Source organism: Nonomuraea sp. B19D2, assembly GCF_040137845.1.
Classification (GTDB): domain Bacteria; phylum Actinomycetota; class Actinomycetes; order Streptosporangiales; family Streptosporangiaceae; genus Nonomuraea.
Genome location: NZ_JBEFAK010000003.1, coordinates 262676 through 282509, shown reverse-complemented (window position 1 = coordinate 282509; position 19834 = coordinate 262676). Strand labels below are relative to the sequence as shown.

General features: G+C 71.9%; 14 protein-coding genes and 1 pseudogene. All 15 read left to right on the top strand.

Features of this window, described 5'->3' with window-relative positions:
* Positions 1-716: 716 nt before the first annotated feature.
* Positions 717-2447, top strand: a complete 1731-nt coding sequence (locus tag ABN273_RS07880; RefSeq protein WP_502910982.1) for a peptidoglycan D,D-transpeptidase FtsI family protein — start codon at positions 717-719, stop codon at positions 2445-2447.
* Between the two features lie 40 nt (positions 2448-2487).
* Entirely contained in the window at positions 2488-4026 is a 1539-nt protein-coding gene (locus tag ABN273_RS07875) for a UDP-N-acetylmuramoyl-L-alanyl-D-glutamate--2,6-diaminopimelate ligase (protein ID WP_349447979.1), read from the top strand.
* Positions 4026-5369: pseudogene (locus tag ABN273_RS07870) on the top strand (UDP-N-acetylmuramoyl-tripeptide--D-alanyl-D-alanine ligase); the annotation flags it as partial. The gene ABN273_RS07875 and the pseudogene ABN273_RS07870, both read left to right, overlap by 1 nt.
* A 473-nt stretch (positions 5370-5842) precedes the next feature.
* Complete coding sequence (mraY, locus tag ABN273_RS07865; protein WP_349447977.1) at positions 5843-6901, top strand: phospho-N-acetylmuramoyl-pentapeptide-transferase; 1059 nt, start codon at positions 5843-5845, stop codon at positions 6899-6901.
* A complete protein-coding gene (gene murD / locus ABN273_RS07860) occupies positions 6898-8274 on the top strand; it encodes a UDP-N-acetylmuramoyl-L-alanine--D-glutamate ligase (protein ID WP_349447976.1) in 1377 nt (458 codons plus the stop codon). The genes mraY and murD overlap by 4 nt, the downstream gene beginning before the upstream one ends.
* Positions 8258-9532 carry a putative lipid II flippase FtsW gene (gene ftsW / locus ABN273_RS07855; RefSeq protein ID WP_502910968.1) on the top strand — a complete coding sequence of 425 codons (1275 nt, stop codon included), beginning with the start codon at positions 8258-8260 and terminating at the stop codon, positions 9530-9532. Before murD ends, ftsW begins: the two co-directional genes overlap by 17 nt.
* A gap of 12 nt (positions 9533-9544) precedes the next feature.
* Positions 9545-10621, top strand: a complete 1077-nt coding sequence (murG, locus tag ABN273_RS07850; RefSeq protein WP_349447975.1) for an undecaprenyldiphospho-muramoylpentapeptide beta-N-acetylglucosaminyltransferase — start codon at positions 9545-9547, stop codon at positions 10619-10621.
* Positions 10618-12018, top strand: a complete 1401-nt coding sequence (gene murC / locus ABN273_RS07845) for a UDP-N-acetylmuramate--L-alanine ligase (RefSeq protein WP_349447974.1) — start codon at positions 10618-10620, stop codon at positions 12016-12018. The genes murG and murC overlap by 4 nt, the downstream gene beginning before the upstream one ends.
* A 250-nt stretch (positions 12019-12268) precedes the next feature.
* Positions 12269-12934, top strand: a complete 666-nt coding sequence (locus ABN273_RS07840) for a cell division protein FtsQ/DivIB (RefSeq protein ID WP_349447973.1) — start codon at positions 12269-12271, stop codon at positions 12932-12934.
* Between the two features lie 323 nt (positions 12935-13257).
* Entirely contained in the window at positions 13258-14730 is a 1473-nt protein-coding gene (gene ftsZ / locus ABN273_RS07835; protein ID WP_349447972.1) for a cell division protein FtsZ, read from the top strand.
* Between the two features lie 100 nt (positions 14731-14830).
* A complete protein-coding gene (locus ABN273_RS07830; RefSeq protein ID WP_349447971.1) occupies positions 14831-15523 on the top strand; it encodes a YggS family pyridoxal phosphate-dependent enzyme in 693 nt (230 codons plus the stop codon).
* A gap of 140 nt (positions 15524-15663) precedes the next feature.
* Positions 15664-16164, top strand: coding sequence for a cell division protein SepF (locus tag ABN273_RS07825; RefSeq protein WP_349447970.1), 501 nt, complete (start codon positions 15664-15666; stop codon positions 16162-16164).
* 80 nt (positions 16165-16244) lie between these two features.
* A complete protein-coding gene (locus ABN273_RS07820; RefSeq protein ID WP_349447969.1) occupies positions 16245-16532 on the top strand; it encodes a YggT family protein in 288 nt (95 codons plus the stop codon).
* Between the two features lie 107 nt (positions 16533-16639).
* On the top strand, positions 16640-17515 hold the full coding sequence (locus ABN273_RS07815) for a DivIVA domain-containing protein (RefSeq protein ID WP_349447968.1): 876 nt from the start codon (positions 16640-16642) through the stop codon (positions 17513-17515).
* Between the two features lie 42 nt (positions 17516-17557).
* Positions 17558-19723, top strand: a complete 2166-nt coding sequence (locus ABN273_RS07810; RefSeq protein ID WP_349447967.1) for a hypothetical protein — start codon at positions 17558-17560, stop codon at positions 19721-19723.
* The last annotated feature ends 111 nt before the right edge of the window (positions 19724-19834 follow it).

Sequence of the window (19834 nt, the reverse complement as noted above, 5' to 3'; positions counted from 1 at the left end):
ATCAAGGGCGTTCCGGCCGTTCGCCGCGGGACGACGCCGACCGCGCCGATCAGGGCCGTTCGGGCCGTTCGCCGCGGGGCGCCGCCGACCGGGGTGATCAGGGCCGTTCCGGTCGCTCCCGTTCCGGCGGCTCCGGTGGCGCGCGCCAAGGAGGCCAGGACCGTGGCCGGCAGGGTGGCGCGGCGGGCCGTTCCCGTGGCGAGGTGCCCCGCGCCCGCTCGCGCGGCGAGGCCGACCGCGGCACCCGCAGGCGCCCGCACGACGAGGACGACCGGCCGCGTAGCCGCAACGTGCGCGGCGACGAGGACGAGCGGCCGCGCAGCCGCAACGGGCGCGGTGGCGGCGAGGAGGACCGCCCGAGAAGCCGTAACCTGCGCGGCGGTGACGAGGACGGCCGCCCGAGGGGACGGGCCGGGCAGGGACGTGATGAGGGCGATCGTCCCAGGGGGCGTGCTCCCCAAGGACGCGATGACGCCGATCGGCTCCGAGGGCGCGACCAGGGGCGCGACGAGCGGGTGCGCGGCAGGCCGGAGGACGACCTCCGGAGCAGGGGCAGAGACGAAGGGGCGCGGCGTACCCAGGCGGGCGGCCCCAGGCCGCAGGCCAGGCCGGAGCCGGCGCGCGGCCGGGAGCCGGGAGCCGTGCGCCGCGGCGGGGACGTGCCGCCCCCCAGAGGGCCGCGCCGGCCGCCGCCGCGACCGCCCAGGCCGCCGCTCGTGCTGCGGCTGGGCAACCCGCGCAGGCGCATCAACATCGGCCTGATCGGCATGACGTTCATCCTGTCGATCTTCGCCGGGCGGCTGATCCAGATGCAGGGTCTCGACTCCAAGGTGTACGAGGCCGCGGCGGTGGGCCAGCGCACGCACACCGAGGAGATCCCCGCCAAACGCGGCTCGATCACCGACCTCGACGGCCACGGGCTGGCCGTCACCGTCGAGGCCCGCGAGCTGTCGATCGACCCCTCCAAGGTGCTCCCCGACAAGCGCGCGGAGGTGACCAAGCTCCTGGCGCAGCAGCTCGGGAAGAGCGAGCAGGAGATCGCCGCGAAGCTGGCCAGGACGAACACCCGCTACCAGCGCCTGGCCACGGACGTCGACCCCGTCGTGGCCAGCCGCCTGCTGCAGGCCCGCGTGCCCGCGCTGTCGGCGAAGAAGACGTACCGCAGGCTCTATCCGGCGGGCGACCTGGCGGGCAGCCTGATCGGGTTCGTCGGCGACGAGGGCGACGGCCTCGGCGGCATGGAGCAGGCCAAGAACAAACTGCTGGCCGGGCGCGACGGCGAGCAGCGCGTCGAGACGGGCCGCGACGGCCTGCGCATCCCGATGACCAGCAGCCAGCACACCGCCCCCGTGAACGGGCAGGACGTGCGGCTGACCATCGACCGCGACATCCAGTGGGCCGCCCAGGAGTCCATCGCCGAGCAGGTCAAGAAGGCCGGCGCCGACAGCGGCACCGTGATCGTCATGGACGTGCGGACCGCCCAGATCGTCGCCATGGCCAACGCCCCCGAGCTCGACCTGAACAACTGGCGCAAGGCCCCCGCCTCCGCCTACATCAACAAGGCCGCCGCCGACGTGTTCGAGCCGGGCAGCACCAACAAGGTGATCACGGCGGCCGCCGCGATCGAGGCCGGCGAGGTGACGCCCGGCACGGTGTTCCGGGTCCCCGACCGGATCAGGTGCGCCGACCAGGTGCTGCGCGACGCGCACGCGCACAAGGTCGAGACGTTGACCTTCCGCCAGGCGGTGGCCGAGTCCAGCAACGTGGCCACGATCATGGCCGCGCGCAAGGTCGGCAGCGAGCGCCTCTACCGGATGCTGAAGGCGTTCGGGTTCGGCACGACGCCCGGCGGCGGCGTGCCGAGCGCGGAGGCGGGCCTGCTGCCCGACTACAAGAACTGGTCGGGCAGCCAGCACTGCACCGTCGCCTACGGGCAGGGCGTGTCGGTGACCGCGCTGCAGATGGCCAGCGTCTACCAGACCATCGCCAACGGCGGCGTCAAGGTCGAGCCGCAGATCGTCGCCGGTGCGACGGACGCGTCCGGCAGGTTCGTTCCCGCTCCCCCAGGTAAGCAGACCAGGGTGGTGAGCGCGACGACGGCCAAGGAGATCACGACGATGCTGGAGGCTGCGGTGAGCGCGGAGGGCACGGGACTGCTCGCCGCCATCCCCGGTTACCGGGTGGCGGGCAAGACGGGCACGGCCAACCGCTACGATGCGGAGCTCGGCCGTTACAAGGGCTACACGGCCTCGTTCGTCGGGTTCGCGCCCGCCGACCAGCCCCGGCTGGTCGTGCTGTCGGTGCTGCAGAACCCGAAGAACGGCCACTTCGGCGGGCAGCTGGCGGCCCCCGTGTTCAAGGATGTGATGACGTTCGCCATCAAGAGCAAGAAGATTCCTCCCACAGGCTCCACCGCGCCGCCAGTGCGGACGCGCGCGGGACAGTGAGCAGGGAAGGTACGCTCTCGCCGTGCGTCCCCCGTCGTCTATGCGTCCCACGACCAGCCCGCCCCGTCCGCTGACCGGGCTCGCGACCATGCTCGATGCCGACTCAGGCTCGTCCCGGTCGCCTCATGCCGCCCTGACCGGCGTCACCATCGACTCCCGCAACATCAGGCGCGGAGATCTCTACGTGGCCCTGCCCGGCAACCAGGCCCACGGCGCCGACTTCGCCGCCGACGCGATGGCGAAGGGGGCCGTGGCCGTGCTCACCGACCGCGACGGCCGCGCGGCGGCCGTCGCCACCGGGCTGCCCGTGCTGGTCGTGCCCGACCCGCGTGCCCTGCTCGGGCAGATCTCCTCCTGGGTGTACGGGCAGCCGGCCCACGACATCCAGATCCTCGGCGTCACCGGCACCAGCGGCAAGTCCACCACCACGTTCATGATCGAGGCGGGCCTGCGGGCCGCCGGCCACACGGCGGGCCTGGTGGGCGGCGTCGAGATCCACGCGGGCGGCGTGCGCTTCCAGCCCACGCTCACCACGCCGGAGGCGTCGGAGCTGCACGGCCTGTTCGCCCTGATGCGCGAGGAGGGCGTCAGCGCGGCCGTCATGGAGGTCTCCAGCCACGCGCTCGCGCTCGGCAGGGTCGACGGGATCTACTACGACGTCGCCCTGTTCACCAACCTCTCCCAGGACCACCTCGACTTCCACAAGGACTTCGAGGACTACTTCGCGACCAAGGTGCGGCTGTTCCAGCCGGAGCTGAGCCGGGTCGGCGTGACCAACATCGACGACCGCTACGGGCGGGAGCTGCTCGACCTGGCCAAGGTGCCGATGACCACGTTCTCGGCGCTGGGCGACCCGGAGGCCGAGTGGCGGGCGCTGGACGCCAGGCTGGGCGCGGACGGCAGCGCGTTCCGGGTGGTGGGTCCCGGCGGGGTCGAGGCGGACGCGCAGATCGCGCTGCCGGGCCCGTTCAACGTCGCCAACGCGCTCGGCGCCATCGTCACCCTCGTCGAGGCCGGAGTGCCGCTGCAGGCCGCCGTGCACGGCGTCGGGACGCTCACCGGCGTTCCCGGGCGCATGCAGCGGATCACGGCCGCGGACGACGAGTTCCAGGCCGTCGTGGACTACTCACACAAGCCCGGCGCCGTGGAGTCGGTGCTGCGCTCGCTGCGGTCCGTCACGGCGGGCACGCTGACGATCGTGCTCGGCTGCGGCGGCGACCGCGACATGGGCAAACGGCCTATCATGGGCGAACTCGCCGCTCGCCTGGCGGATGTGGCCATCTTCACGAGCGACAATCCGCGCTCGGAGGATCCGCTCGCCATCCTCGCGACGATGATGGAGGGAGCGCTCCGCGTTCCGCAGCACGACCGCGCTCATGTGATCATTGAGCCCGACCGTGCGGCCGCCATCGACCTGGCGATCGCCCGGGCCGGGCGCGGCGACGTGATCGTCGTGGCCGGCAAGGGTCACGAGCAGGGCCAGTACGTTTCAGGCGAAGTGATCCCCTTCGACGACCGCGAGGTGGTCGCCGAGTCGATCGCCGCACGCAAGGAAAGCACGGAAAGCAGGAAGCACTGATGATCCCGTTGCCTCTGGCCAGGATCGCCGAGATAACCTCGGGCGCCCTGTCGGGCATGGCCGATCCCCGCGCGGTGGTGCGCGGGCCCGTCGTGATCGACTCGCGGGCCGTCGAACCGGGATCGCTGTTCGTCGCCTTCAGGGGCGCGCGGGTCGACGGCCACGACTACGCCGCGCAGGCGATCAGGGCCGGAGCCGTCGCCGTGCTGGCCACCAGGCCGGTCGACGTTCCCTCGGTGATCGTGCCCGACGCCGCCGCCGCGCTGGCCGAGCTGGCCGCCGCCCAGGTGGCGTCGCTGCCCAAGGTCACGGTGATCGGCGTGACCGGCTCGGCGGGGAAGACCACGACCAAGGACCTCCTGGCCAAGCTCACCGCCCGGGTGGGGCCCACCATCGCCCCCGTCGGCAGCTTCAACAACGAGCTCGGCCATCCGCTGACCGTGCTGCGGGCCGACCTCGACACCCGCTTCATGGTGCTGGAGCTGGCCGCGCGCAACATCGGCCACATCAAGGAGCTCACCCGCATCGCGCCGCCGCAGATCGGCGTGGTGCTCAACGTCGGCACCGCGCACCTCGGCGTGTTCGGCGGCAAGGAGGCCATCGCCAAGGCCAAGGGCGAGCTGGTGGAGTCGCTGCCGCGCACCGGCGTGGCCGTGCTGAACGCCGACGACCCGTTGGTGCGGGCCATGGCCTCGCGCACGGACGCGCGCGTCACGTACTTCGGACGCGCCGAGTCCGCCTCCATCCGGGCCGAGAACGTCTCGGTCGACGCCCGGGGGCGGGCCTCGTTCACGCTGCGCACCCCCTCGGGGGCCGCGCCCGTGTCGCTCAAGCTGTACGGGGCGCACGCGGTCGAGAACGCCCTGGCCGCCGCGGCGGCCGGTTACGAGCTGGGCCTGCCGGTGGCCACCATCGCCGCGGAGCTGTCGGAGGCCACGCCGCGCAGCCGGTGGCGGATGGAGGTCACGGACCGGGCCGACGGGGTCACGGTCCTCAACGACGCCTACAACGCCAATCCGGACTCGATGCGGGCCGCCTTCGAGGCGTTCGAGGTGCTGGGGCGGGGGCGGCGGCGCTTCGCCGTCATCGCGGCGCTGCGGGAGCTGGGCGAGGACGGGCCCGCGCTCAACGCCGAGCTGGGCCGGCTGGCCGGCGGCTCCGGGCTCGCGGGGCTGATCGTGGCGGGTCCTGACGCGGGGCCCGTACTGGAGGGCGCACGCGCGGCCGCGGCGGAGGCCCAGGCCGCGGCCCAGGCGTCCCTGGACGCGCAGGCGGCGGCCAACGCCGCGGCCGGACTCCCGCCCGCTTCCGGACCGCACGCGTCGGGACCGTCCGCCTCGGGACCGCAGGTGCCGGGACCGCACGCTTCCGGACCGTACGCCTCCGGAGGGCCTCCGGGCCCCGCCGGGCCGCCGCCCCCCGGCCCCCACCAGGGCGCGCCACAGGGGTGGCAGGCGCCCGATGGCGGCAGCGCGCCGCAGGAGTGGCACGGAGCCGGTGCCGGGCAGGGCGGGCCTCAGCTCGCGTGGCAGGGGAACGAAGCCGCCGCCCAGCAAGGGTGGCAGGGGCCGGAGGCCGGTGGCGCTCCGCAAGGGTGGCATGCGCCTGCGGCCGGTGGACCTCCCAGCGGGGGACAGGCGGGGGCCGGGGCCGCGTATCCTGCGCAGGCGATGCGAATTGTGCATGTGCCCGATGCCGAGGCGGCCGCCGCCGAGCTGGGCGGATGGTTGCGTCCGGGAGACGCTGTGCTGGTGAAGGGACCGAGAGCCATGGGACTGGAACGGACGGCCGAGCTGCTGCTCGGAGGTGCCGCCCAGTGACCGAGATCATCATCGCCGGTGCGGTGGGCCTGATCCTCTCGATGCTGGGCACCCCGCTGGCGATCAGGCTGTTCTCGCGGCGCGGCTACGGCCAGGAGATCCGCGAGGAGGGCGTGCAGGCCCACCTCGGCAAGCGGGGCACCCCCACGATGGGCGGCATCGTGTTCGTGCTGGCCGCGCTGCTCGCCTACGGCGCCTCCCACCTGGCCACCTTCGCCGCGCCCACCGTGTCGGGCATGCTGGTGCTGTTCCTGATGACAGGGCTCGGCGCGGTCGGGTTCCTGGACGACTTCATCAAGATCTACAAGCAGCGCAGCCTCGGCCTCCGCAGCGGCGCCAAGGCGCTCGGCCAGCTGGTCATCGGCGCGGTCTTCGCGTTCCTGGTGGTGCGCCAGCCGAACGTCTACGGCATCACCCCCGCCGAGACCCGCGTGTCGTTCCTCCGGGACATCGGCCCGTCGATCGGCATCGTCGGCTTCACCATCTGGGTGCTCTTCATGATCGTCGGGTTCTCCAACGCGGTGAACCTCACCGACGGTCTCGACGGCCTGGCCAGCGGCGCGACCGGCGTCGTGCTCGCCGCGTACGTGCTGATCGGCAACTGGCAGCTCCGCAACAACTGCATCGACCAGCTCGGCCCCAACTGCTACTGGGTGCGAGACCCCCTCGACCTGGCCGTGGTGGCCGCGGCCGTGCTGGGGTCCTTGATCGGGTTCTTGTGGTGGAACGCCCCGCCCGCGCGCATCTTCATGGGTGACACCGGCTCGCTGGCGCTGGGCGGCGTGCTGGCCGGGCTGGCCATCGCCACCCGTACCCAGCTCCTGCTGATCATCCTCGCCGGCCTGTGCGTGATCATCACGCTGTCAGTGATCATCCAGGTCGGGTCCTTCAAGATGACCGGGAAACGGGTGTTCCGGATGGCGCCGCTGCAGCACCACTTCGAGCTGAAGGGCTGGGCGGAGACCACGATCGTGGTCAGGTTCTGGCTGATCGCGATGCTCTGCTCGGCGCTCGGCCTCGGGCTGTTCTACGTCGAGTGGATGCCGAGGCCATGAGCGTGACGTGCGTGGCCGGGCTCGGCGTCTCCGGCACCGCCGTGGCCAGGGTCCTGGCCGAGCGCGGCGAGCGGGTCGTGGTCGTGGAGGCGACGGAGGGCGAGCGGCAGCTCGCCGCGGCCGCCGAGCTCGCCGCGGTGGGGGTGGAGACCCGCTTCGGGGCGATGGAGGTGCCGCAAGGGGCGACGCGGCTGGTCACCACCGGCTGGGCGCCGCACCACCCGCTGATCGCCGCCGCGCTCGGCGCGGGCGTCGAGGTGGTGGGCGAGGTCGAGCTGGCCTGGCGGCTGCGGCCCGCGCAGGCGGCGCCGTGGCTCGCGCTGACCGGCACCAACGGCAAGACCACCGCCGTGCGCATGCTCACCTCGATCCTGCTCGCCGCCGGCCGCAAGGCCCTGGCTGTCGGGAACGTGGGCGTCCCCGTGGTGCGGGCCGTCGCCGAACCGTACGACGTGCTGGCCGTCGAGCTGTCCAGCTTCCAGCTCCACTGGTCGAGCACGCTGGCCCCGCACGCCGCGGCCATCCTCAACGTGGCCCCCGACCACCTCGACTGGCACGGCTCCATGGAGGAGTACGCCGCCGCCAAGGGCCGCATCTACGAGCGGGCCAAGACCGTGATCTACAACGCCGACGATCCCGAGGCGACCAGGCTGGCCGCGCCCTATCCGGGAGCGGTCGGGTTCACGCTGCGGGTGCCCAGACGGGGTGAGCTCGGCGTGGTGGAGGACCTGCTGGTCGACCGGGCGTTCGTGGCCGACCCCGTGGAGGCGGCCGAGGAGCTGGCGACGCTGGAGGACGTGCGCCCCTTCGCGCCGCACAACGTCGCCAACGCCCTGGCAGCCGCCGCCCTGGCCCGTTCGCTCGGCGTCCCTTCCGAGGCGGTACGCCAGGGACTGCGGGACTTCGTGCCCGACCCCCATCGGCTCGCCCATGTCGACCGGATCGGCGAGGTCGACTACATCGACGACTCCAAGGCGACCAACCCGCATGCCGCCGCCGCGGCGCTGGCCTCGTACCCGTCGATCGTGTGGGTGGCGGGGGGGCTGCTCAAGGGCGCCGACGTCGACGACCTGGTGCGCCAGGCGGCCCCCAGGCTGCGCGGCGCGGTGCTGCTGGGCGCCGATCGCGCGGCGATCGCGGAAGCCATCGCGCGACACGCGCCGAATGTCCCCGTCGTGGACATCGCCGATCGGGACACTGGTGCGATGGAAAGAGTCGTCACCGAAGCCGCCCGGCTGGCCTCGCCCGGGGACACCGTGCTGCTCTCCCCGGCGGGGGCCTCCCTTGACATGTTCGCCAACTATCCGGCGCGGGGGGAGGCCTTCGCGCACGCCGTACGTGAGCTGAGGCTGCGACGTGAGCGGGAGCGCTGAGGAGCCGCGCGCCGACGAGGGGCCGGGCGGCTGGATGCGCGAGCAGCTCGGCGCGCTGAAGGAACTGCTCGACAAGCCGCTGACCACGTACTACCTGATCATCATGTGCAGCGCGCTGCTGCTCGCGCTCGGCCTGATGATGGTGCTGTCGGCCTCCAGCGTCGAGGCGCTGCAGAAGACCGGCAGCCCGTTCTCGTGGTTCTTCAAGCAGTCGATGTCGGCCGCCGTGGGCCTGCCGCTGATGTGGGCCTGCTCGCGGCTGCCGGTCAAGTTCTTCCGGTGGGCGGGCTATCCCATGATGGCGCTGTCGATTCTGGCGCTGGTCATGGTGCTGTTCATCGGCTCGTCCGAGCTGGGCGCGCAGCGGTGGATCTACGTCGGCCCGTTCACCCTCCAGCCGTCCGAGCCGGCCAAGCTCGGGCTCGTGCTGTGGGGCGCCGACCTGCTGGCCAGGAGGGCGCGGCAGGGCCGCATCGAGTGGCGGCAGATGCTGATCCCGCTCATGCCCGGCACCGCGATCCTGGCCGTCATGGTCATGCTCGGGCGCGACCTGGGCACCACGCTGGTGCTCTTCATGATCTTCCTCGCGCTGCTGTGGGTGGTGGGGGCGCCGGTGAAGCTGTTCGGCGGCCTCATGTCGCTTGCGGTGCTCGCCGCGATCATCATGATCAAGGTGGAGCCGTACCGGATGAAGCGCATCGGGGCCTATCTCAACCCGTGGGCCGACGCGCAGAACGCCGGATACCAGGCCGTGCAGGGGCAGATCGCGATGGGCTCGGGCGGCTGGTTCGGGCTCGGACTCGGCGCGAGCCGGCAGAAGTGGAGCTGGCTGCCGCACGGCGAGAGCGACTTCATCTTCGCCATCCTCGGCGAGGAGCTCGGACTGATGGGCACGCTGCTGGTGGTGGCGCTGTTCGGGCTGCTCGGCTACGCGGGGCTGCGGGTCGCCGTCCGGGTCAACGACGCCTTCACCAGGCTCACCGCCGCCGCCATGGTGGCCTGGATCGTCGGGCAGGCGACCGTCAACATGGGCGCCGTGCTCGGCGTGCTGCCGATCACCGGCATCCCCCTGCCGCTGGTCTCGTACGGCGGCTCATCGCTGCTGCCCACGCTCGCCGCGCTCGGCATGCTGCTGTCGTTCGCCAAACGCGAGCCAGGCGCGCGAGAAGCCTTGGCAGCTCGTGGCCCCGGGCCGGCCGCCAGGGGCCTAAGCTGGCTTGGCCTGGGGGCTACGACCAGAGGCCGAGTGACACGTTAGGGAGTGACCGAGATGAGGGTGGTCCTCGCCGGTGGGGGGACGGCCGGGCACATCGAGCCCGCGCTCGCCCTTGCGGACGCGCTGCGCCATCTTGACCGGGGCGCCGGCATCACCTGCATGGGCACGGAGCGCGGTCTGGAGACCCGGCTCGTCCCAGCCAGGGGCTACGAGCTGGCGCTGGTGCCGGCCGTGCCGCTGCCAAGGGCGATCACTCCGAGCCTGCTCACCGTGCCCGGGAGGCTGGCAGGTGCGATCAACGCGGCGGCCGGCATACTCGACCGGGCCGAGGCCGACGTCCTCGTCGGCTTCGGCGGCTACGTCGCGACCCCCGCCTACCTGGCGGCCAAGCGGCGCGGCGTGCCGATCGTCGTGCATGAGGCCAATCCGCGCCCCGGGCTGGCCAACCGGCTCGGCGCCCGGCTCACCGACCACGTCTTCACCGGCTTCCCCGACACCACGCTGCCCAAGGCCGAATACATCGGCACCCCGATCCGCCGCGAGATCGTCAACCTCGACCGGCTGTCCATGGGCGACAAGGCGCGCTCCTGGTTCGGGCTGGAGAACGACCGGCCGACGCTGCTGGTGTTCGGCGGCTCGCAGGGGGCCAGGTCGCTCAACGAGGCCGCGCTCGGCGCCGCCCCCGTGCTGCGCAGGGCGGGGGTGCAGGTGCTCCACGTGCTCGGCCCCAACCACACCGTCGATCACGAGCCCCCGCCGGGCGACCCGCAGTACGTGCTGCTGCCCTACGTCGACCGCATGGACCTCGCCTACGCGGCCGCCGACTTCGTGCTGTGCCGCGCCGGCGCGCTGACGTGCGCGGAGCTGACCGCGGTCGGGCTGCCCGCCGCGTACGTGCCGCTGCCGCACGGCAACGGCGAGCAGGCCATCAACGCCGGGCGCATCGCCCAGGGCGGCGGGGGCCTGATGGTCGACGACGCTGGCCTGTCACCCGAATGGATCATTCACAACGTGCTGCCCATCCTCCGCGATCCCGAGCGGGTCGTCGCCATGTCAGGGGCGGCGTCCAGGCTGGGACGCAAGGACGCCGATATCATGCTCGCCAGGAAAGTGTTGGAGATAGCCCGATGAGTCTCGTCAAGCTGGTCGATCCCGTCGCCGTAGCGGACCTGGGGCGGGTGCACTTCATCGGCATCGGCGGCGCAGGCATGTCGGGCATCGCCCGCATCCTGCTCAAACGCGGCGTGCGGGTGTCAGGCAGCGACGCGCGCAGCTCAGAGCTGATCACCGAGCTGCGCGAGCTGGGCGCCACCGTCCACATCGGCCACGCCGCATCGCACGTGCGAGACGTCGACACCGTGGTCGTCTCGACTGCCATCCGCGATTCCAACCCCGAGCTGGGCGAGGCGCTCAAGCAGGGGCTGCGGATCATCCCGCGGGCCGCCGCGCTGGCCTCCGTCATGGCCGGGCGCACCGCCGTGGCCATCGCGGGCACCCACGGCAAGACCACCACCACCTCGATGCTGACCGTGGCGCTGCAGAAGTGCGGGACCGACCCGTCCTACTGCGTGGGCGGCCAGCTCGTCACCACCGGGCTCGGCGCCGACGACGGCGAGGGCCAGGTGTTCGTGGCCGAGGCCGACGAGAGCGACGGCTCGTTCCTCATGCTGGCGCCCGACATCGCCGTGGTGACCAACGTCGAGGCCGACCACCTCGACAACTACGGCGACCCGCGGGCCGTGCACGACAGCTTCGCCAGGTTCGCCGAGCGGGTCGGCTCGCTGCTCATCGTCTGCGCCGACGACCCGGGCGCGGCCGAGCTGGCTCGCCGGGCGCGCGAGCGGGGGCTGCGGGTCAGGACGTACGGCGTGCAGGGCGAGGACTACCGCGTGAGCGGGATCAGGCCCGACGGGTTCGGCACGGTCTTCGACATCGAGGGCAGGGGCGACGTGCGGCTGGCCGTCCCCGGCGCGCACAACGCGCTCAACGCCACCGCGGTGATCGCCGTGGCCGACGAGCTCGGGCTGCCGTTCGAGGAGATCAGGCAGGGCCTCGGCGCCTTCACGGGGGCCAAGCGGCGCTTCGAGGCCAAGGGGGAGGCCGGCGGCATCGCGGTGTTCGACAGCTACGCGCACCACCCGACCGAGCTGACCGCCGACCTGAAGGCCGCCCGCGACGTGGTCGCCTCCTACTCCGGCGACGGCCGGGTCATCGCGATCTTCCAGCCGCACCTCTACTCGCGCACCCGGTTCTTCGCCGACGAGTTCGGTGCGGCGCTCGGGCTGGCCGACGAGGCCATCGTGCTCGACGTCTACGGGGCCCGCGAGGATCCCGAGCCTGGGGTCTCCGGGGCGATGGTGGCCGGGCGGGTGCCGCTGCCTCCTGAGCGGGTCGCGTACGCGCCGGACCGGGCCACGGTGCCCGCGCTGGTGGCCGAGCGGGCGCGGCCGGGCGACATCGTGCTCACCATGGGCGCGGGCGACGTCACGGAGCTCGGACCGCAGATCGTGGCCCGTCTCACCTCCTGACCGGCGGGAGAGTCTCCGCCCCGCCGCGAGTGCTGAGGGTCCTTGGGGAAAGGGGCGGGCGGTGGAGCGTTCAGCACGCCTCGGCCCCCGAAGGACCGCAACCGGGACGGCGGGAGAGTCTCGATCCCGCTGAGGCCCCTGGATGGGCGATGAGGGCGGGCTTGCCGCCGTTTGGGCGTGGCGTGCGGTGTTGCGACGTGCGTCGGCGTAGGTTCTGTGCCGACGCGCATGGGCCGGCATGGGGAGGGCGATGAAGGCGCGGACGGCGTTCCTGGTGCTGCTCACGGCGGGAGTGGTGGGCTCGGCCGCCTGGCTGGTGTTCTTCTCGCCCGTCCTGGGCGTGCGCTCGATCGAGATCGTGGGAAATCTCACAGTGCCGAGCGAGCGCATCAAGCAGCAGGCCGGCGTGGCCGACCTCCATCCTCTCGCCACCGTGAACCTCGCCGACGTCGAGGGCCGCGTCCTGGGCATCAGACAGCTCGCCAGCGCCAAGGTGGACCGGGTCTGGCCGGGCACGCTCAAGATCGAGGTGGTCGAGCGCGAGCCCGTCGCCGCGATCCCCGCGGGCGGCAAGTTCGCGATCGTCGACAAGCAGGGCGTGGTGATCGAGGTCAAGTCCGCGGCGCCGCCCATGCTGCCGGTGCTCAAGGTCGGCACGACTGCGGCGGACGACCCGGCCATGAAGGCGGCGATCCAGGTGATCCAGGCGGTTCCGGACGAGGTGGCGCCCAAGATCAGGGAGGTGCGCGCGGGAACGGCCGAGGGCGTGACCCTGAAGCTGTCGGACGGGCGGACCGTCATCTGGGGCGGCACCGACCGGCCCGAGGAGAAGGGCCGCATCCTGACTTCGCTCCTCAAACGGGAGAAAGCCACGGTGTACGACGTCAGCTCACCGGATGTGGTGACGCTGAAGTGATCAAGAGTGGGCAAGTCCGCGGCAAGGCATGGCCGAGCTTGTGCGAGGTGGGGGTCACGGCGTGAGAGCCTTAAGTCGTACGTCGGGCGGAGGAGCCCCCGACCAGGCGCGACTTCGGAGCGAAACGGACAGCCCGCGACACGCCGGACGTGCTTGCGGCGCGGTTAGTTGACCCGCCAGGCAGGGGACTCCTACTGTCCGTATCAATCCTCAGGTTGACATAAATCTAAATCTCAACCTGAGGTTGAGAGTTATCCGAAGAGACAAAAGCGGAGACAATCCGCACCGAAATGGCAAGTCAACGAGCGGAAAGGCCCCTCGTCGTGGCAGCACCGCAGAACTACCTCGCGGTCATCAAGGTCGTCGGCATCGGCGGCGGCGGAGTCAACGCCGTCAACCGGATGATCGAGGAGGGACTCAAGGGCGTCGAGTTCATCGCGATAAACACCGACGCCCAGGCGCTGCTGATGAGTGACGCCGATGTGAAACTCGACGTGGGCCGCGAGCTCACGCGCGGACTGGGCGCCGGCGCCAACCCCGACGTGGGGCGCAAGGCGGCCGAGGACCACCGTGAGGAGATCGAGGAGGTCCTCAAGGGGGCCGACATGGTCTTCGTCACGGCGGGCGAGGGCGGCGGCACCGGCACGGGCGGCGCGCCCGTCGTCGCCAACATCGCCAGGTCGCTCGGCGCGCTGACCATCGGCGTCGTGACCAGGCCGTTCAGCTTCGAGGGGCGGCGCAGGGCCATGCAGGCCGAAGCCGGCATCGAGACGCTGCGCGACGAGGTCGACACGCTGATCGTGATCCCCAACGACCGGCTGCTGTCGATCTCCGACCGGCAGGTGAGCGTGCTCGACGCGTTCAAGGCGGCCGACCAGGTGCTGCTCTCGGGTGTCCAGGGCATCACCGACCTGATCACCACCCCCGGTCTGATCAACCTCGACTTCGCCGACGTCAAGTCGGTCATGTCGGGCGCCGGCTCGGCGCTCATGGGCATCGGCCATGCCCGCGGCGACGACCGCTCGGTGGCGGCGGCCGAGATGGCCGTCTCCAGCCCGCTGCTGGAGGCCAGCATCGACGGCGCCCACGGCGTGCTGCTGTCGATCGCGGGCGGCTCCGACCTGGGCCTGTTCGAGATCAACGAGGCCGCGCAGCTCGTGTCCATGGCCGCCGCGCCCGACGCCAACATCATCTTCGGTACGGTCATCGACGACGCGCTCGGCGACGAGGTGCGCGTGACGGTGATCGCGGCCGGCTTCGACGACGTGCCGCCGCCGGTGGAGAAGCAGGTGCCCCGCCCGGCGAGCCGCCCCGCCCAGCCCGCCGCGCCACCCGTGTCGTCCCCTGCGCGGCCGAGCGTCGCGTCCCCCAGCGTGAAGTCGGAGCAGCCCGCGGTGCGCCCTGAGCCGCGCGCTGAGGTGCGTCCGGAGCCGCGCGGGGACTTCAGGCCCGAGCCGCGCCCCGAATTCCGCCCTGAGCCGCGTGCCGAGTTCAGAGCGGAGCCCCGCCCCGAGCCGCGCGCCGAGTTCAGGCCCGAGCCGCGTCCTGAGCCCCGACCGGAGCCGCCGCGCCCCGAGCCGGTGCGGCCGGTGGAGTCGGCGCAGGTCGCCGAGCCCGTGGACGACGAGCCCGCCGCCGAGGAGCCGTCCGGCCCCGTCTCGATCCCCCGGCCCACGCCCGAGCCCGCCAACCCGCCCACGCCCATCATCTCCCGCATGTCGGAGCCCCCCAAACGTCCTAGGGTGATCTTCGAGGACCAGGAAGAGGAGCTCGACGTCCCCGACTTCCTCAAATAGCCCGGCCGCCTGACGCCGCTCCCCGGCAGGATCCGGGAGCGGCGCCGTCGTGTGCGCGAAGGCGTACCCTGGGCCGGCCCGTAGTGAAAGGGAGACTCACGTGAGAAGGGACGAGATCGCGGCCGGGCTCGCCGAGGTCGACGCGCGCATCGCGGCGGCCTGCCACGCGGTGGGGCGCGACCGCGGAGAGGTCACGCTGGTCGCCGTCACGAAGACCCGTCCGGCCGAGGACGTGCGGATCCTGGCCGAGCTGGGCGTGCGCGACATCGGCGAGAACCGCGACCAGGAGGCCGCGGCCAAGGCGCAAGAGCTCGCGGGGCTCTCGCTGACCTGGCATTTCGTCGGGCAGCTCCAGACGAACAAGGTACGCTCCGTCGTCTCGTACGCCGACGTGATCCACTCAGTGGACCGCCTGCGGCTGGTGGAGGCGATCAGCACGGAGGCGGTGCGCCAGGGCCGCAGGATCGGCTGCCTGATCCAGGTCGCGCTCGACGACGACCCGGCCAGGGGCGGCGCCCGGCCCGCCGACGTGCTCGAGCTGGCCGACGAGGTGGCTCTGGCCGAGGGCGTGTGGCTCGGGGGCGTCATGGCGGTGGCGCCGCTGCACGAGGAGCCCGCCAAGGCGTTCGCCAGACTGCGTGACGTGGCCACGCGACTGGAGGAGCAGCACCCACGTGCCACGATGATTTCGGCCGGAATGAGCGAAGACCTCACGGAAGCCATCGCGTACGGCGCGACACACGTGCGGATCGGTACGGCGTTGCTCGGTCGCCGCAAGCCCTTCGTCAGGTAATGTCCCCCCAAGTGGGTCTTCAGGCTCACGACCAAGTAGAGGTCGATCAGCGGTGAGCTCCAAGGGGGTACGGCTACCGCCTCGGGCTCCGGCGACGGACCCCGAGCGAGTGCGACCAGGAGCAGGAGGACGACGTAGCGATGGCCGGCGCGATGCGCAAGATGGCGGTCTACCTCGGTCTCGTGGAGGACGACCGCTACGAGAGATATGAGACGTACACGGACGAGTACGCCTACGAGGACGAGGGGCAGCGAACCGGCGAGGAGCGGCCCGTGGCGGTCCAGGACCGCGACGACGAGCCCGACGCAGGGGTGCCCGCGCCGAGACCCGCTGCGGCCGTTCTGGAGCGTCGCACGACCGATCTGGCCCGCATCACGACCCTCCATCCGCGGACGTACAACGAGGCGCGTACCATCGGGGAGCACTTCCGCGACGGCACCCCGGTCATCATGAACCTGACTGAGATGGTTGACAGCGACGCCAAGCGGCTTGTCGATTTCGCGGCAGGTCTGGTCTTTGGCCTACATGGCAGCATTGAACGTGTTACCAACAAGGTGTTCCTGTTGTCCCCTGCCAATGTCGAGGTGACCGCTGAGGACAAGGCCCGAATCGCGGAACGCGGGTTCTTCAACCAGAGTTAGAGTCTCTGTATGTCTATCGCACCCAACCAGGTCTCGCCGAGGCCGGGAGGGCACATCAGAAGTGGAGGCGCGGCCGGGCCGTGGGGATCGTCAGTCAGATCTTGGTCGTAGTCCTGTCTCTCTACCTGGTGCTGCTCATAGGTAGGATGATCTTTGAGACGGTGCAGGCTTTCGCCCGCCAGTGGCGCCCATCCGGTGTCATCCTGGTGCTGGCCGAGGCCACTTACACCGCAACCGACCCACCACTCAAGTTCCTCCGCCGTTTCATTCCTCCGCTCCGGTTGGGTACGGTGGCCTTTGACCTAAGCTTCACTGTCCTGTTCATCGTCGTGCTGCTCCTGATCCAGATCGCGGGATCGCTGCGATGACCGGGCCGGTGTCGCGCCGGTCGTGTTCAAACTCGTGTCCGCGCTGAAGTGATTCGGGTTACCGTCCCCTCCGGACAGACTCCAAAGCGCGCCAAGGAGACCAAAAAATGCCGCTGACGCCCGCTGATGTGCGGAACAAGCAGTTCAGTACCACCCGGCTGCGGCCGGGCTACGACGAGGAAGAGGTCGATGCCTTCCTCGACGAGGTGGAGGCTGAGCTGGACCGTCTGATCCAAGAGAACGAAGAGCTCCGCGCGAAGCTGGCCGAGTGCCTGCGCGGGAAGGTGCCGGGCGGCATGAACATGCCCATGGCCTCCGCCCCGGTCCAGGAGCAGCCCAAGCCCGAGATGATGGCTCCGCCCCCGCAGCCGGAGCCCATGCGTGCCCCCGAGCCGCCCCCCGTGCAGCAGCCGGTGCCCGTGGCCATGAACATGCCTCCCGCCGAGGACAACATGGACACCGCGGCCCGCGTGCTCGCGCTCGCCCAGCAGACCGCCGACCAGGCGATCTCCGACGCCCGCCGGGAGGCGGACGAGACGGTCACCCGCGCCCGCCGCGAGGCCGACGAGATCCTCACCAAGGCGCGCCGCCAGGCCGAGCAGGTCATCGGCGACGCCCGCGCCCGCGCCGAGACGCTCGAGCGCGACGCGCAGGAGCGCCACCGCCAGGCGATGGGCTCGCTGGTGCAGACCCGCGACGAGCTCGAGCGCAAGGTCGAGGAGCTGCGCAGCTTCGAGCGCGAATACCGCAGCAGGCTCAAGCTCTACCTGGAAAACCAGCTCGCCGAGCTCAACGTCTCCGCAGAGGGCAGCGGTGGGTTCCCGGTGATGTCCGGTGGTCCGCAGGGTCAGGCTCCCGCCATGTCGCACGCCGTGTCGCAGAGCGGCCAGCAGCCTCTTCCCGGTGGTCCCAGCCCGTTCGGCGGCGAGGCTCCGCAGGGCGCCTTTCCCGGCGGTGACGGTCCTCACAACGACCGCCGGTAAAGTAACGGGTCGCTAGGACCTGTCACTCGAAAGAGCTCCCCTGTGATCCTTATCAGTGCTGGTTTGGTGCTCGCGGCAGTCGTGTTGCTGATCGCGGGCTTCGTACTGGCTAAGCCGTTCCTGATCATGTGGTCCATTGTGGTCAGCGTGCTGTCCGCGCTGTTCCTCGTGATCGGGGCGTTCCTGCGGCGAAACGAGCTTTTTCCCGGTGGTGGGCAGGCCGCTGCGCCGGCCACCCCACCGAAAGGGCTCATGCCGCCGGGCATGCCGTACACCCAGACCGGCCCTACGGTCACCCAGGCCGGCCCCACGGCTCACCATCAGCCTCCGAGGCCACAACCGCATCCGCAGACGCCTCAGCGGACGGCGACCGTTCCCGCCGCTCCGCGCCGCCCCGCGGCGAGCGGCATCTCACCGGATGCGATCGTGCTGGTGATCCCCGGACGCAAGCGTTACCACGTGTCCGGCTGCCGGCAGCTGAGTGGGCGGGACAGCGAGGAGCTCACCTACGAGGAGGCACGCGCGGAGGGCTTCACGCCCTGCACGACGTGCCTGCCTGACGCAGCGCTCGGCGGACGGCAGCTGCCGCCTGCCGCCGACCCCGAGCCCGTCGTCGCACCCGGCCCCGCCGCCACGGCGGAGAGCCGGGCGGAAAACTCCGCGGAGACCCGCGACGTACGTCCGCCGGTCGCCCCGCCGAAGCCCGGAATGAAGGCTTCCACCCCCACCCCGGAGCCTGCCGCCACCGACGAGGAAGGCGCCACCGGGTGGTTCGGCCGCCCCTCCACCTCCGCCGAACCTGACGAGGATCAGGCGGAGAAGCAGACTTCTTATTTCCGGCCGCCGTCGGCAGCGCACAGGCCCGGCTCGACGCCGCCCCGCCCCGCTTCTGGAGCCTCTTCCGCGGGCGGCCCCGCCAAGGGCGCGCCTGCCAAGCCATCGGCATCGCCTGCCAAGGCTTCCGCGTCGCCTGCCACGGACGAGCCCGCTCCGGGCGCTTCCGGCGCTCCGGGCACTCCGGGCAAGAGCGGAGCGCCGGCGGGCAAGCCGTCGCAGCGGGCCACGCCCGAGCAGCCCGGGAACAAGCCCGGTTCATCCACCGGTGCACCCCGGCCGTCCGGGACGAAGCCGGGACAGCCCTCGGCTGCGGCCGACGAGGACGACTCCTCGGGGCCGGCCACGGCGCCGCAGCCGCGCGTGCCCTCTTCGGCGGTGCCGGCCCGTCCAGGTGCCCAGGGTGGGGCTTCCGGGCCGTCACAGCGTCCTTCTGGGGCCGCCAAGGGGCCCGCCACGACCGGGGCGAGCGCGGTGGTGCCCGAGCGGCCCGCGTCCTCGGCCGAGTCGGAGGCCAAGCCCAAGGGCCCGCTTCCCCCCGGTTCCGGCACGACCGCCAGATCATCCGAGGGACGCCCTTCCGGTACGGGCCCGGCTGCCAAGCCGGCGGCGACGGGAAAGACCAGCCCCGAACGGCCGCCCGCCACGGGCGCGAGCCCGGAACAGCCGCCTGCGACCCCGTCCAAGACCGGTGGCCGGCCGTCCAAGGCGACGGGCGCACCCGTTGCGGCCGGGTCAGGCGGTGCGGGTCCGAAGCCCGGATCCTCCGGCCCACGCTCCGACGGCGACACGTCCGGCACGGACGCTCCCAAGGCCGCAGCGGGCAAGCCGTCCGCACAGAAGGGGGACACGCCCGATACGGGCGCCGGCAAGGGCGGGGCGTCCAGAGGAGAGGAGACCGGCGCGACGCCCAAGTCCGGTGCCTCGCCCGCGCCTAAGACGGGTGTTTCGCCCGCGTCCAAGACGGGTGCTTCGGCCGTTCCTGAGACAGGCGCTTCGGCTGCGCCAAAGACGGGTGCTTCGGCCGCTGCCAAGACGGGTGCATCGGCTCCGCCAAAGACGGGCGCCGCGACCGCGCCGAAGGCGGATGCTTCGGCCGCGCCCAAGACCGGCGCCGCCAAGCCTGAGGCCGCCGGATCCGCCGAGGGCGGTGACGAGCCCACCGGCCCTGCGGGCGCCGGGGCTGGAGGCAAGGGCGGGCGCACGGAGATGGTGAAGGTCATCGTCGGCACCCGCCGCTACCACAGCACCGCCTGCCCGTTGATCAGGGGTGCGGGGGAGACGGGCGTGGAGACGATGACGCTGGCCGCAGCCGAGGCGGCCGGGCTGACGAGCTGCTCGGTCTGCCAACACGACCGCGAGACGGTGAGCTGAGAACTGCCGCGAGACGGTGAGCTGTAAGCCGGTCGTCGCCCCGTTCCGAGCACCGACCGGCGCGCCGCCGTCCCCCTGTGGGCGCGCGGCCGGTCAACCGACCCGGGCGCG